At 40.4% G+C, this 14,417-nt stretch carries 15 protein-coding genes; all 15 read right to left on the bottom strand.

All coding sequences use genetic code 11. From position 1 onward, the window contains the following. Nucleotides 1-54: 54 nt before the first annotated feature. Entirely contained in the window at nt 55-582 is a 528-nt protein-coding gene (locus J6O61_RS12870) for a flagellar protein FlgN (RefSeq protein ID WP_292213947.1), read from the bottom strand. 19 nt (nt 583-601) lie between these two features. Next, nucleotides 602-889 (bottom strand): flagellar biosynthesis anti-sigma factor FlgM, encoded by a 288-nt coding sequence (gene flgM / locus J6O61_RS12865; RefSeq protein WP_292213944.1) that lies wholly within the window; start codon nt 887-889, stop codon nt 602-604. A gap of 209 nt (nt 890-1,098) precedes the next feature. After that, nucleotides 1,099-1,722 carry a thymidine kinase gene (locus J6O61_RS12860; RefSeq protein WP_292213941.1) on the bottom strand — a complete coding sequence of 208 codons (624 nt, stop codon included), beginning with the start codon at nt 1,720-1,722 and terminating at the stop codon, nt 1,099-1,101. A gap of 40 nt (nt 1,723-1,762) precedes the next feature. Beyond that, complete coding sequence (locus J6O61_RS12855) at nt 1,763-2,545, bottom strand: mechanosensitive ion channel family protein (RefSeq protein ID WP_292213938.1); 783 nt, start codon at nt 2,543-2,545, stop codon at nt 1,763-1,765. 210 nt (nt 2,546-2,755) lie between these two features. Next, nucleotides 2,756-3,811 carry a hypothetical protein gene (locus J6O61_RS12850; RefSeq protein WP_292213936.1) on the bottom strand — a complete coding sequence of 352 codons (1,056 nt, stop codon included), beginning with the start codon at nt 3,809-3,811 and terminating at the stop codon, nt 2,756-2,758. Between the two features lie 243 nt (nt 3,812-4,054). Next, complete coding sequence (locus J6O61_RS12845; protein ID WP_292213933.1) at nt 4,055-4,270, bottom strand: hypothetical protein; 216 nt, start codon at nt 4,268-4,270, stop codon at nt 4,055-4,057. A 49-nt stretch (nt 4,271-4,319) separates the two neighbouring features. Further along, complete coding sequence (locus tag J6O61_RS12840; RefSeq protein WP_292213930.1) at nt 4,320-4,787, bottom strand: Hsp20/alpha crystallin family protein; 468 nt, start codon at nt 4,785-4,787, stop codon at nt 4,320-4,322. A 239-nt stretch (nt 4,788-5,026) separates the two neighbouring features. Next, on the bottom strand, nt 5,027-5,824 hold the full coding sequence (locus J6O61_RS12835; RefSeq protein ID WP_292213929.1) for an RnfABCDGE type electron transport complex subunit B: 798 nt from the start codon (nt 5,822-5,824) through the stop codon (nt 5,027-5,029). 195 nt (nt 5,825-6,019) lie between these two features. After that, nucleotides 6,020-6,607 (bottom strand): electron transport complex subunit RsxA, encoded by a 588-nt coding sequence (rsxA, locus tag J6O61_RS12830; RefSeq protein ID WP_292213926.1) that lies wholly within the window; start codon nt 6,605-6,607, stop codon nt 6,020-6,022. A gap of 6 nt (nt 6,608-6,613) precedes the next feature. Next, nucleotides 6,614-7,378, bottom strand: coding sequence for an electron transport complex subunit RsxE (rsxE, locus tag J6O61_RS12825; protein WP_292213924.1), 765 nt, complete (start codon nt 7,376-7,378; stop codon nt 6,614-6,616). Then, on the bottom strand, nt 7,378-7,986 hold the full coding sequence (locus J6O61_RS12820) for an RnfABCDGE type electron transport complex subunit G (RefSeq protein ID WP_292213921.1): 609 nt from the start codon (nt 7,984-7,986) through the stop codon (nt 7,378-7,380). Before J6O61_RS12820 ends, rsxE begins: the two co-directional genes overlap by 1 nt. Before the next feature lies 1 nt (nt 7,987). Then, nucleotides 7,988-8,932 (bottom strand): RnfABCDGE type electron transport complex subunit D, encoded by a 945-nt coding sequence (locus tag J6O61_RS12815; protein ID WP_292213918.1) that lies wholly within the window; start codon nt 8,930-8,932, stop codon nt 7,988-7,990. A 14-nt stretch (nt 8,933-8,946) separates the two neighbouring features. Further along, on the bottom strand, nt 8,947-10,263 hold the full coding sequence (rsxC, locus tag J6O61_RS12810; protein ID WP_292213915.1) for an electron transport complex subunit RsxC: 1,317 nt from the start codon (nt 10,261-10,263) through the stop codon (nt 8,947-8,949). 352 nt (nt 10,264-10,615) lie between these two features. Further along, a complete protein-coding gene (locus J6O61_RS12805; protein ID WP_292213914.1) occupies nt 10,616-11,803 on the bottom strand; it encodes a ribonuclease H-like domain-containing protein in 1,188 nt (395 codons plus the stop codon). A gap of 163 nt (nt 11,804-11,966) precedes the next feature. After that, nucleotides 11,967-14,231 (bottom strand): carbohydrate-binding domain-containing protein, encoded by a 2,265-nt coding sequence (locus J6O61_RS12800; RefSeq protein WP_292213912.1) that lies wholly within the window; start codon nt 14,229-14,231, stop codon nt 11,967-11,969. Nucleotides 14,232-14,417 lie beyond the last annotated feature (186 nt).

The following is a 14,417-nucleotide window of genomic DNA, read 5'->3' as shown; positions in this document are numbered from 1 at the left end:
CACGGCTTTCACACGAGTTATCTTCTTGCGTTATCCCCCCGAAGGGGGAATTATTTATTGCCTTGCATCGAATCCGCCCGGTGTGTAACCTAAACATTCGCCTGTAGTGTCTAAAGCTTTTGAATAATTAGCCGTCTGTGGAGCGCTTTTTGACGCTTGGATGATGTTCATTTCAAATTGAACCATTTCCAATGAGCTAAGAAGTAGTTCCTGATTTTGGTCGTTCACACGTCTGACACTATCTGCAACAGTAACGAGCTTGTCACGTCTCTCTGCCAGATTTTTCTGTTCCTCAGGTCTTTTCTCCAAGACCTCTATCAGATCGAACAGTTTCAATGAATTAACATCCTTGTTAAGCACGTTTGCAATATCCTTCATCGCTGTAAGTCTTCTCTTTTCGAGGGACTGGATATCACCAATTACGTACTGCTCCTCATCCGTGATTTTCGCAAGTGCTTCCAGATCACCTTTTATTATGATCGGGGTCTTTCTGCTTGATAACTCCAGTAATTTTTCGTACATAGTACATTCCTGATCAAGTATACTGATCAGATTTTCCATAAGACTTGCCACTGGAATCATCCTCCTAAAATATATTTAATTACGTAAGCCCATTGGCTTCATCATATTTAGCCAGTAATTTATCTGCAAAAGCCTCTCCACTCACGTCATAAGTACCATTTTTAATAGCTGCCTTAAGCGTTGCAACGACATCTTCCCTGACATCGGAAGCAGCGTTCACAGCCTGTTTAGCAACCTGAATATCTTTTCCGATTGAAGAAAGCGATACAGTATCTCTTGCATTTTCTGTTTTCCTGGTCGCTGCGGTCTTATTAACTTTTGTTGATGAGTAAATCTGCTGAACCTGACTGTATGCATCTATTCGCATATATTTTTCCTCCTTCCTTGGAGTATTTTTTTACTTCTACTTCATTTATCGGTAGAAGTCACCATTTCTTTAGTGCTTTTAAAAAAAATATTTCCCCTGACATTTTCCCGAAGAAATGGTATTGCCCCTCCAAGGTTGTAACACTTTTACGTTTTCCAATATACTTATCGACAATAAATAAAAAAACTTTAGAGTTATTTTATTTTTTTTTAAATATTTTTTTCATCAGACAAATTTCTTTCTCTGGCCCCATCAACTTCACCACTTAAGAAATGTCTGCGGCAAAGAGATACATAGGATTCATTCCCACCCATCATAATCTGCTCACCGCTTCTTACTATTTTGCCATTGCTTACTCGGGCGTTAAAATGAGCTCTTCTTCCGCACCAGCAGACTGTAGGAACTTCCTCAATATAATTGGCAATTTCCATAAGTCTTTTGGATCCTGAAAATAAATGGCTTGTAAAATCTGTTCGCAGACCATAGCAGATAACCGGAAGATCATATTTATCAACCACTTCTGCCAACATATCAACCTGTTTTTCTGACAAAAACTGCGCTTCATCAACAATGACGCAGTCCAAATCCTTCCAGCTGTCACTTTTTCCTGTAAACCATTCATTGGTTACTTCTTCCAAAAAGTCTTCTACAAAAGTACATTCTGCCGAAAGACCTATTCTTGATTTAACAGTTTTTTCGCCATCTCTGTCTTCGGCTTTAGGTTTTAACAGTATTGCCTTTTGTCCCTTCTCAAGATAGTTGTAACGCACCATCAGTGCATTGGCAGTTTTCGAACTCCCCATTGCTCCGTATCTGAAATACAGTTTTCCCATTACTTCACCCCTTAAAACGTTTTTCTTTTGCTAATGATAATCATTCTTTTCCCTGAATCAGAACCAGCTTGTTGTACGGAATTTCAATTCCTTCTTCATTAAATCTCTTCATTATTTCAATTCGTGCATCTGAACATGCCCCCGGATTATCCTTGAAATCCTCCGTTTCCACAAGAGCTCTTAATGTAATACCGCTATCATCACAACTCTTACACAGTACTACAGGTCGAAGTCCATAGTGCTTGGGATGACTAAAAATAGCATCAGCCATAATATCCATGGCCTTTTGCATGTCAGTACCGTATGCAACTGAAATATCTATAGGATAAGAAAAAGATTTTTCCTGAGTGTAATTGATTATTGTTGCTGCGCCGACTGTTGAATTGGGAATATAAATAATCTCATTCTGATAGGTCTTTATGACAGTATGCCTCAATGTAATGTTCTCAACAAAACCCGGTTCGTAGGAATCAATCTTTATCCTGTCTCCGATATCAAAAGGCCTTGAATGGGACGCTGAAAGAGCTATGCCTGCAAATACATTGGCAAGTGTTGACTGAGCTGCAAGACCAAGTACCACAGCTGCGATTCCTGAAGATGCAACCGCTGTCTCCCATGTTTTTGAAAAAGCCGGTACTCCGCTTAATGCCGCAAGAGCCGCCGACGCCCATAAAATTGCTATGATTATGCCTTTTAAGAAAATAAGATGAAGCTTTCCTCTTAGCATTTCCTTACTTAAAAATTTATTCATCAGAAAGCTTAACAGATAAGCCACCATAAAGGGTAAAATATACTTTAAAAAGATATCAAGTACTTGTGTCATAATCTCTCCATAATGTGTATTTTTCTATATTTAACCACTAAAGTATACCATATATGGAGGGTAAATAAAGCAAAATTCACCTGCACCACAGTAAGGTGCAGGTGAATCATCATTACTTATACTTGATTTTACTTGTACTATTTTTTATTTGTACCAGATTTTACTCGTACTATATTTTACTTGTACCGGAGTTTAATAAATTTCCATGTTTTACAAAGCTGCCATATCAAGTTGATGAACTGTTCCCACGCCGCCGCTCTCTCGGAGGAACACGCCTGTTGCCTTCATTTTACCTGATACCAGAAAACTGCTGTTTTGATGAGTAAATTCAGTCGCCGCGCTTCCCAAATAAATTGCTCCTACATCTGCCTCTTTTAACGTCATAAGATGATCAATCCCCTCTTCATCACGTATCCATATGCGGAGAGCCTCGTAAACCTCATCATTCTCATCAATCCACCCATTGTTATCTTTGTCATATAATCCCAAATCTTTAAATCCATCCCCGCTCTTTGTTCCAAACAATTCCGAGCCATCATTGATTTTTCCATCTCCGTTTTTATCAAGAGCAAGAAATCCGCTTCCTGAACTGAGAGATGATATTTTTTCCTCTTCTCCGTCTGCATTGAGATCAAAATAAAAATGCTGGTCAGAAATAGATGTGATATCGCTGCCTACATTGATAACAAGCGGATCAATCAGCTTCACAGCACTTGCAACACTAATCCCGGAATACTGACATAACCTTCGTGACAGTGAAAAGTCCACATTAAAATCAATGGTTCTTCCATCTTCCGTCAGTGCTGTTCCCTGTCCGGAAAACATAGTTTCCTCTTCCTCCTGATGCATCATTTCTACGGTAGTTACCTTAAGGAATGAATTGCTGGTCAGCATATTTGCAGTATTTGAAATTGTCTCATTAAAACTTCTGCTTTGCTTTTCACCTCCGAGTATTTGCAATAAACTCAAGATTCTTTGTAAAATCGAATTTCTAAGCTCAGCAAATTGCTGTTCAAGGGTAGATTCCTGAGTGCCAAGATACTCTGCCCTGGATGACTTAAGTGAACTATATGATTCACTACTCATAGCTTTGTTATCATCTAAACCGCCTGTTGTGATTTCAAGGCTGTCCTTCTTCTTTTCCTGATTATTTAAACTCTCAAGAAAAGAACTTCTGGTCATGACGCCACTGTGTACGCTGACAGTATTTTCTTCATAATACCGGTGGCTCGAAGCCATGTTTACCTGCGCCTGTGCAATTTTCATGGTACCTCCTTTATTGGCATGAAGGCTCATTAAATTCCTTTATCAGAGCCCAAAATGAACCTTCATAAATGAAGATATTAATCATCCATGAAGATTCACGCTTTCCATAGCTATGTCATAAGCAGGCTGGCAACTGTTTAGGAACTGTAACTACGGTTCGTTACTTTTGATGCAGCAATTAAGCTATTAACAATATCGGAATAATGCCATGAATTATTAGGCAAACGAAAGAAGACTAAATATTCAGACTTCTTCATCATCTAATTCATCATCCATCTCTTCAAAAGCAATGATGGAATCAATGATATCTTCAAAGTCCTCTTTAAGTTCATCTAAAGTATCGCCTTCATATGTATAGATTCTGCCGTCTATTTCGACTTCACCTGTGTAAAAATCACACTTCTCATCATACTCGACTGTACCCTTGTATCCTTCGTATTCAAGTTCTTTTTTTTCCATAAAAAATCTCCCACGGTTGTTTGCCGTGGGAGATTTAAACATTGAATTATCAGTCTTTAACTTCAATTCTTGCCGCTTCTTCCTTCTCAGGAATTGCCTCCTTCTTGGGAAGGGTAACAGTCAGAACACCATTTCTGTACTGAGCTATAATGTCTTCAGGCTTAAGTCCTTCCACATTAAAGGATCTCTGGTAAGATGAACTTCTTCTCTCACGACGGATGTACTTACCATTATCATCTTTTTCATCCTTATTTTCGCTGTGAGAAGCACTGATTGTCAAGATGTCATTCTTAAGATCAATCTTAACGTCCTCTTTATTGAATCCCGGGAGCTCAGCTTCAAGCTGGTAGCAGTTGTCTTTTTCAATTACATCAGTTCTCATAAGACCTGACATGTTATCGAGCTGTTTGCCTGCGCTCTTGCCATAGTTGCAAAATCCATTGAAGAATCTGTCGTTAAATAAGTTGTCCATCTCATCAAAAATATCATTGTTACTCCAAAGCATAGGCATTAACATAAAACATCACTCCTTTACTGTTTATATTTTTATTTAGGTTGTAGTAGTTTGTGCAGCCAATTAAGATTGTTTAAAATCTAATTAGCACTCTTTTGCGTTGGCTGCTAATTTCTTGTTACAAGTATGTTATAGAACATGTAGCACAAATTGTCAACACATTAATTTCTAAAAAAAATATAAAGTGCTGCCACACCTTGTATGACAGCACTTTGTACTCGATTAAGTATTATATTTCTATTTCAGGAAATCTTCTGAATTGCTTTCTTTGGACACTTTTCTACACATGTACCACAATGTGTACACTTATCCTGATCTATAGAAGCCACATTGTTTTCCACAGTAATCGCGCCAACAGGACAATTCTTTTCGCAGATATGGCAGGCAATACATCCAACCTTACAATATCCGTTTACAAGCTTACCCATATCCTGTGATTTGCATGCAACTGATTCCTCAGCAGCATATGGAATGAGATCAATAAGATGTCTTGGGCAGATCTCTATACACTTTCCGCATGCCTTACAGTTGTCTTTATCCACAACCGCTACACCGTTAACCACATGAATCGCATCAAACTGACAAACAGATACACATGAACCTCCGCCAAGACAACCATATGAACAGGTCTTGGACCCGCCGCCCGGAGCCTGCGTCTGAAGTCTGCAATCAGATACGCCTTTATACTCATACTTCTGCGCTGCATTTTCACAGTCACCGTTACAATGGACGAATGCAACCTGCCTGGCTGTTTCAACAGCTTCTACTCCCATGATCTCAGAAATTGCTGCTGCAACCGGCGCTCCACCTACAGGGCACTGATTAACCGGTGCCTCTCCCTTTGCTATAGCTGCCGCACAACCTGAACATCCCGGGAATCCGCATCCACCACAGTTATTACCCGGAAGTGCTTCTAAAATAGCTGCTTCCTTTTCATCCACATCAACATGTAGTTTCATGTCAGCCAGACCAAGAATCAGACCGATTACAATTCCCACGCCTGCGACGACTACTGTTGCAATGATAATCCCATAAATCATAGTCTTTATCTCCTATTTAATATCATCCGCGATATACGCATAACTCCGCTTACGCTCTCGTTATGCTCCGTCCATTCGGAACACGATATGCTCATTACATTCGCATATCTTTATTCCTCATGTACGTTCGGTCTTCAAGGTCATATGCTGCCATATGTAAACATAGCAGCATATGACTTTGAATCCCTATATCGCTCACTTCAGAGCCGAAAAACCGGTAAATGCGATAGCCATAAGTCCTGATGTCAAAAGAACCATTGGCATTCCTTTAAATGGTGCAGGAATGTCATTGTACTCCATCTTCTCACGAAGACCTGCCAGAATAACGATAGCAATTGTAAATCCAACAGCTGTGGCAAAACCGCAAATGGTACTCTCAAGAATTGTATATCCATCAGTTACGTTGTTGAGCGCTACACCAAGAACTGCGCAGTTTGTTGTGATAAGAGGAAGATACACGCCAAGTGCCTGATATAAAGACACGATGTACTTCTTAAGGATCATCTCTACGAACTGAACCAGCATGGCAATTACAAGGATGAATACAATAGTCTGAAGATATGAAAGATCCAGTGGATTTAAAATAAACTTATAAATTATGCTACAAACAAGTGAAGCCAGTGTGATAACGAAAATACAAGCACCACCCATTCCAAGAGCTGTATCAGTCTTTTTTGAAACGCCAAGGAACGGACAAAGTCCAAGGAACTGGCTAAGTACTACGTTATTAATAAGTGAGGCTGAAATCATCAACCCGATTAAACTAAGTATTGTCTCTCCCATGGCACCTTACTCCTTCCCCTGTGCTATTTTGTCAGCGGCTTTTTCTTCCGCTGAACCGCAACATCCTTCGCCAAACTTGGAAGTATCTTTGCCCTTCTTTGCCATATTTGACTTAATCTTGTTCATAGTTGCAATCAGGAACGCAAGAACAAAGAACGCGCCTGCCTGCTGAACGAAAATGCTGATAGGCTGATATTTTGAAAGGAATGCGCCCACAACTCCGGGAACAACTGTGCCTTCGCCAAGGATCTGAACATCAAATGCTGTGCCTGCTCCGATGAACTCACGAACAAAACCGATTACTGTGATCGCACATGTAAAACCAATTCCCATTCCTATTCCATCAAAGAAAGAAGGAACGATTCCGTGCTTGCTGGCATAGGCTTCGGCTCTTCCAAAAATGATACAGTTAACAACGATAAGCGGAATATAAACTCCAAGTGCGCTGTTAAGTGCCGGTAAATAGGCCTGCATAAGAAGCTGAACCAAAGTAACGAATGAAGCAATAACAACGATAAATGAAGGAATCCTGACTGTTCCGGGAATAACCTTCCTAAGTGCAGCTATAACTGCATTACTAAGTGCCAATACAAATGTTGTTGCAAGTCCCATTCCGAGACCATTTATAGCTGATGATGTTACAGCCAGGGTAGGGCACATACCGATCATCAGAACAAGGGTAGGGTTTTCAGCTACAAGGCCGTTAAAAAATCTCTCTAAAGGAGTATCTTTTCTAAATCCTAAAGCGCCCGTTTTTACATCTGCACTCATTACTGACCTCCTTTCAAAACACTCTCAAAATAGTTCACAGCGGCGTTAACACCATTTGTTATAGCTCTTGAAGTAATTGTTGCACCGGAAATTGCCTCAATCTGTGTGGCAGAATCAGTCATCTGACCATTCTTAACAACTGTAAACTGTTGAGCAATCTTGTCTACGAACTGTGGAACAATAACTTTTTCAGCATTCATTCCAAGTCCCGGAGTTTCAGCAATGGAAATAATTGAAATACCATTTACATTGCCTTCATTTGTAATACCTACTGTGTAGGTAATGAAATCGCCGTATCCTTTTGCCTTAACCTGAATCACATAACCAAGAGCTGTTCCTGAAGCATCAACCGCCTCTTTTACACTCTCAATTGTCACGCCTGTTACCTCGGCTACAGCTGCACCTGCTGCGGTCTCATCGACTGCCACCTCATTGAAGGTTGAAGCATCTGCAAATACCGATTGATTAGCCTTATCCTGAGCAAGCTTTTCCTGATAGGCAATAGGCTCTTTTGTCACCTGATAAACAATTCCGAGAAGAACACCGGCAACCAAAGTAATTGCAAAAAGGATCAGGGCGTTTTTAATCATGCTTTTTGTATCGTTCATGTTATTTCGCCTCCTTTTTTGCAACTTTTTTAATACCAAAGGCTCTCGGAATAGTAAACTTCTCAATAAGCGGAACAAGAAGGTTTGCAATTACGATAGCAAATGAAACGCCTTCAGCATTTGCTCCAAATATACGGAATATTCCTGTCAAAAGACCTAGTATAAAGCCATAGATATATCTTCCCTTAGTAGTGATCGGACAAGTTACATAATCAGTTGCCATGAAGAAAGCTCCCAGCATAAGTCCGCCACCTGCAAGATGCGCTGAAATATATGACCAGTTAAATCCATAACCACCAAAAAGACCTACAAATATAATGAAAGTAATGATGTAGGTAAATGGAATAACATAATCTATAATTCCTATAGCAAAAAGAATCATGGCACCGATAGCGATGCAGAGCATTGATGTTTCACCAATGGTACCTGCTGTTCTACCGATAAGCATATCCATTACATTAACTTCCACGCCATTTTTCAAATTCGCAAGTGGTGTAGCACCTGTATAAGTATCTGTAACGAAGTTAGTCATAATCGCAGGAAAAGAAATTACCAAAAAACATCTTCCGCCAAGTGCGGGGTTCATAAAATTCTGACCAAGTCCGCCAAAAAGCTGCTTAACAAGTATTATTGCAAATATTCCTCCAATGACAGGAATCCAGAACGGAACTGTTGAAGGAAGGTTCATTCCAAGCAAAAGTCCGGTTACTACTGCGGAGAAATCTCCAATTGTTATCGGTTTGTGCATTGCCTTCTCATAAATGAATTCGGAAAGCACGCAGGAAGCCACCGATAACACCAAAATAATTAGTGCATCCAAGCCAAAGTTATAGACACCAAAACCTGCTGCCGGTAAAAGAGCTATCACAACCCACATCATGATATTGGATGTAGTGGTTTTGGATCTCACATGGGGATTGGATGATACACTTCTTAAATCACTCATCTTTATCGTCCCCCTTACTTCTTTCTTTTTCCAAGCTGTATTTTTCTCATGCCCTTAATAAGCTGAGTAAGTTGCCTTCTTGCAGGGCAAATATAGCTACAGCATCCGCATTCACAGCACTCCATTCCATACATGTCGAGGAATGCCTTCTCATTACCATGTTCAACTGCATCTGCCAGATTCTTGGGAATAAGTCTCTCAGGGCAGACCTCAACGCAACGTGCACAGTTAATGCAGGCGCTTGGCTCAAACTCAGAAACTTCATCCTTTGTAAGACATGTAAGTGCTGACGCAGTCTTTGTGGTTGGAATGTTAAGATCAAAAATGGCAAAGCCCATCATAGGACCACCGGAGATGATCTTGGCAGGCTCTGTCTTAAATCCGCCTGCATCCTCCAAAAGCTCCTGATAATTAGTACCTATTCTTACCTTATAGTTTCTGGGATCAACAACTGCATCACCTGTAATCGTGACAATTCGCTCCATAAGAGGACGTCCTTCTTTTACAGCTCTGCATACTGCACAGAGAGTATCAACATTATCCACGATACATCCCGCATCAGCCGGAAGCATCGAAGAATTGATCTCTCTTCCCGTAACTGCATAGATAAGCATACGTTCAGCACCTTCAGGATACTTGGTCTTTACAGGTTTAACGCTTATCTTTTCTTCATCTTTTGTTAATTCTTTGAATTTGGCGATTGCATCCGGCTTATTATCCTCTATTGCAAGAATTCCTCTCGCATTAGGAAAAATACTTACCGCAATCTTAAGACCTTCCAACAACAGCTCAGGTTCTTCAATCATACGTCTGTAGTCAGAAGTCAGATATGGCTCACACTCAGAGCAGTTTGCAATAACATAGTCAATCTTGTCCGGCTCTTTTGGCGAGAATTTAACAGCAGTGGGAAATCCTGCTCCTCCCATACCAACAACACCGGCCTCACGAACAGCTGCGATTTTATCCTCCGCAGTCATCTCCTCGTAAGGCTTAAGCGGCTTAAACTCTACTTCTTCATACTGGCCATCGTTTTCCACTATGATGCTCTCGCACATAGCTCCTGTTGCAAGCCGTCTTGGCTCAATTGCCTTAACTGTACCTGAAACAGTGGCATAGATCGGTGCAGAAACAAAGCCACCTGCTTCTGCAATCTTCTGTCCTGTAAGGACATGATCTCCAACAGCAACGATTGGTTTAGCCGGTGCACCTATATGCTGCGATATCGGATACACCAAATCCCCTTTTGGAAGCACTGATTTGATGGGCTTATCCTTAGACAGTTCCTTACCTTCGTAAGGATGGATTCCGCCCGTAAATGTACCTCTTGCCATCTCCTACCCTTCTTTCATTTTTTGTTATTAGTGAAAGTACTGGGGGTTAATTTTCCCAGTACTTTATACTACATATATACAATTATACTAAATTATGTACAAATTTGCTTGATTAATATCAAAATAATCTGTCAATTTTAATGGTTTTATTTAATTGTAATATACTATATTTGATTAACTTAATTGACTAAAAAAGAACCGCAATCTGTACCGACCTCCCAATCGTTAGATTTTTGGTCTAACTTTTGGGGGTCGGTACATTAGCGGCTCTTTTTTTACTTCATTGTTATATAGATTTTTGCACCTATTATTAGAAATATTTTTTATTATTTCCTTACCCACTATGAACATCCTACAGTTCAAGCACATGTGCGATCACATGACAAGCGTACAGGCTCATTGCAAATCTGCTCTTTTTCATATTCTCATTAAGGTCAAAGAAAATATTCTTATCGTTATAATCTGATTTAAAAAACGGCGCAAAGCACAGGTTCCATTCCTGTAAATACTGTCCCTCTTTTTTGGTGTAACAATTCTCAGGTGACGCCTTTACTCTGTAATCTTTGTCCACGAAGCTGGCAATTGACTTATGCAAAGCTGTGTCTTCCTGTGGAAGATAGTAATAGTCCTTATAATTAGAATAAAAATACTTCAGTGTTGTTTCATATAATGGAACTCTGAGAACTGCTTCAGTTCCATCAATCTTGAAATAACATCCGTCAAGATTTCCTGAAAGTGAAGAAGGAAGAGGCTTCGGAACTGACAGTTTCATGTAGACTTCCTTTTTCTGCGTTCCATCTATGTCGTTATAGTAGTTGGCCTGAACTTTTTTAGCGCGAACAGGCAACAGCTCAAGAAGTTCTTCTGATGAAGGAATCTCTGCGTCAGTTCTGACAGCTTCTTTAGGAAGCTTTGAAAAAGAGTTAAAGAACTCTTTATACTTAAGCATTGTAAGAACATCAAACATTCCTTTGACATCTTCAAAATTGTGAAGCATAAGGAGCTTTAACTTTTCAGCATCTTTGGAAACAGTATAGTCCTGATAGATAGGAATAAGCTTCCCTCCATCATACTTATCTTCTCTCTGAATTCCCAAATAAAGCTCAATTGTCTTTTGCTTACAGTCAAGAAGCCCCAACTGCTTTTTATAAGGCTTTACCTCCTTATAAATATCAAGGGAACTCATATGCGCAAACGGATTTGGAAGTCCATACTTTTCAAATTTGGCTAAAAGAAATGGAATATCAAATCTGTCACCGTTAAAGTGGATGAGTATCTTATACTCCCTGGAGAATTCAATAAACGCCTCAAGAATTTCTTTTTCCTGATCAGGTGTCTCAGCAAAAAACTGACAGACGTGCCAGTTACCATTATCATGATAAGCACATCCAATAAGGTATATATCAGCACTCTTGGGAGAAAGACCTGTTGTTTCAATATCTATAAAAAGTAAATCCTCAGGCTTACAATTTAAAAGATCCGGAAGTCTTCTGACAAAATGATCTCCGGAAAGAATAATCCCCTCGCTAGTCTTAATCATACACGTTCCTTCTTTCGTAAAAAAAATCAGCCTTTCAGCCAAATAGCAATACGAAATCTCCTCTGAGGATAATTTTATCAAATCCCCTTAATAAATAAAACACTTAAAAGAGCGACCGCAAAACTTTTGCAGTCGCTCTTATTAGTATATTTATCTATATTGTCTAATTGCCTGAAGCTGTTGATGTATCTGTAGATGCTGCTGATGTCTCACCGGCAGGGGCCTGTCCCATTGGTGCCTGACCGCCAGCAGGCATCTGTCCCTGCTGGCCGTTCATCCGGCCTCCTCGACCGCTCATTCCGCCGCCGGGGCCCATTCCCATGCCGCCTGTGCTGTTGGTAGCATTGACTGAGTCCGCAGTAATCTCACCTGACTGGTCGCCGGCTGTAAATGTATAAGTCTCTCCTGAAACCAGATCTGCTGATGAATATGTAACTGCACTTGCACTCTTGATAAGTGTAAAGCTTGCTACTTCATTTCCTGAAGAATCTGTTACTGTAATAACCGTTCCTTCCTCAAGTTCCTCGTCAAATACATAAGTAATTGTCTGCTGTGTTGAAGACTCATCAGCGTTTTCAAGCATTCCGGATGAACCTACAGCTGTTACTGTTCCTCCGTTGATTACAAAAATTCCCTGATTTTCCGTTCCGATATCAATAGCAGAATTCATATCTTCAGAAGGACCATCAACATATACTGTCCCTCCGTTAATAGTAAGGTTCTTATTGGAATCAAGTCCATCTCCATCAGCGTTTACATAGACTATACCGCCATTTATCGTGATATCCGGATCTGTTAACGTTGTAGATGCATTAAATCCATCATCTGAAGATGTTACACTTACTTCACCATCATTTATTGTAATGACTCCCGCTTCTATTCCTTCGTAACTGTCTTCTACAGTTATTGTTCCTCCATTGACAGTAAGATTGGTCTCTGCATGTACTCCGTCATCTCCCGAAGAAATTGTAAACGTACCTGAATTTATGACTACATCTGAATTTCCATGGATTGCATCATCAACTGTATCCATGATAAATGTACCACCATCGATTGTCATAGTTCCTTCAGCTTTGATACCCTTCTGGCTAACGCTGTTCGAATCTGAGTCAGTGGAATCTGCCATGTCATCCATCATTCCACCGCCAAAACCTCCGCCGTTGCCCATCTGAGGCATTTCACCATTTTCCATCTGCATAGCATCTCCGCTTGCCATCTGTGGCATCTCACCTTGAGCCGTCTGTGAAGCATCTCCACCTGGCATCTGTGGCATCTCGCCTTCAGTCGTCTGCATAGCTTCTCCGTCTGGCATCTGCGGCATCTCGCCTTCAGTCGGTTGCTGCATATTTTCACCGGTCATACTCCTGCTCTCGCCCGATTCAGCCTCAGATGAACTGTCTGTGGTGGTTGTCTGATTCTGCAAATCCTGCATCATTCCACGGCCGCCGCCCATTCCACCGCCACCGGGCATTGCTTCGGATTTCTTTTGAGCTGAAGCTGAACCGTTACCTGTATAAATATCAAAATATCCGTCTGTTATATTAAGTGTCCCGTCTGACTGAATAGCATCTCCATAGGCATCAATATCATAAGTTCCTGAAAGAATGTTAAGCTCTGTTCCTGCTTTAATTCCGTCATTGGCTGAAACCAGTGTCAGATTAACATCGCCTATTGTCAGTACTTCTTTTGACTGAATACCATTGTTGATATATCCATTTACTGTAAGTGAGCCGCTTCCTGAAACTGTAAGACTGCACTTAGCCATAATAGTTGCCTTCTGGCTATTGCTAAAGCCTTCATCTACAGTTTCCTCACTATCGGTACTTTCTGTAGAACTGCTCTCAGATGCGCTATCTGTTGCTTCATCTGTGGAGCCTGTTTCTGATGCGCTGTCACTGTTCTCTGAAGTCTCAACTACCTCAGTAGTCTCAGTTGTAGTTGTTTCAGTAGTACTATTGGCTTCGTCAATTGCAGCTTTAGCTTCTTCATATGTCGTTTCTGTTCCGCTTGTAAGCACATTCTCGGTGCCTTCCATTACATAAACGGTTGCGCTGTTTGCATACTCGATATAAATTGCATCCTTCTCGCTGTTGGTAATCGTCACGCCGTTAAGAATGATTGTTACATCCTGTCCTTCTGCCTCAACCTTGATTCTGCCTTCATTTAATGTTCCGGTAAAAGAGAATGTTCCTCCGGATGTGATCACAATATCGTTATCTTCTACACTTGCTCCATTTCCGCTTACCACACTTCCGTTATCCGAAAGTGTAATGACCGCTGTAACATCACTTACATCTATACTTGTATCAGTACTTGAAACTACTGTTGCATTTCCTGTTTCTACTGTTGTATTTGTTGTCCCACATCCCGATACCATAAGTGCGATAGCAAGTGCCATTGCAACGCCGATACTCATTCTTCTTTTCATATTTTTATTAATCATCTTTTTTCTCTCTTTCTTTTTCTGATGCCTTTAGGCTTTTCTTTTTATACTCTGTCTTCTTATCTACAATGCCATTCTAAAAAAAAAACCTAAAATCAGCCTAAAAAAGTTTTAAGAAAAAAATAAATTATCAATAATTCATTTGCATTTTCCCAATACAGATTGGATTTA

Source organism: Butyrivibrio sp. (assembly GCF_017635265.1).
Taxonomy (GTDB): domain Bacteria; phylum Bacillota; class Clostridia; order Lachnospirales; family Lachnospiraceae; genus Butyrivibrio.
The sequence above is the reverse complement of the archived record's forward strand: the minus strand, read 5'-3'. Positions and strand labels throughout refer to the sequence as shown.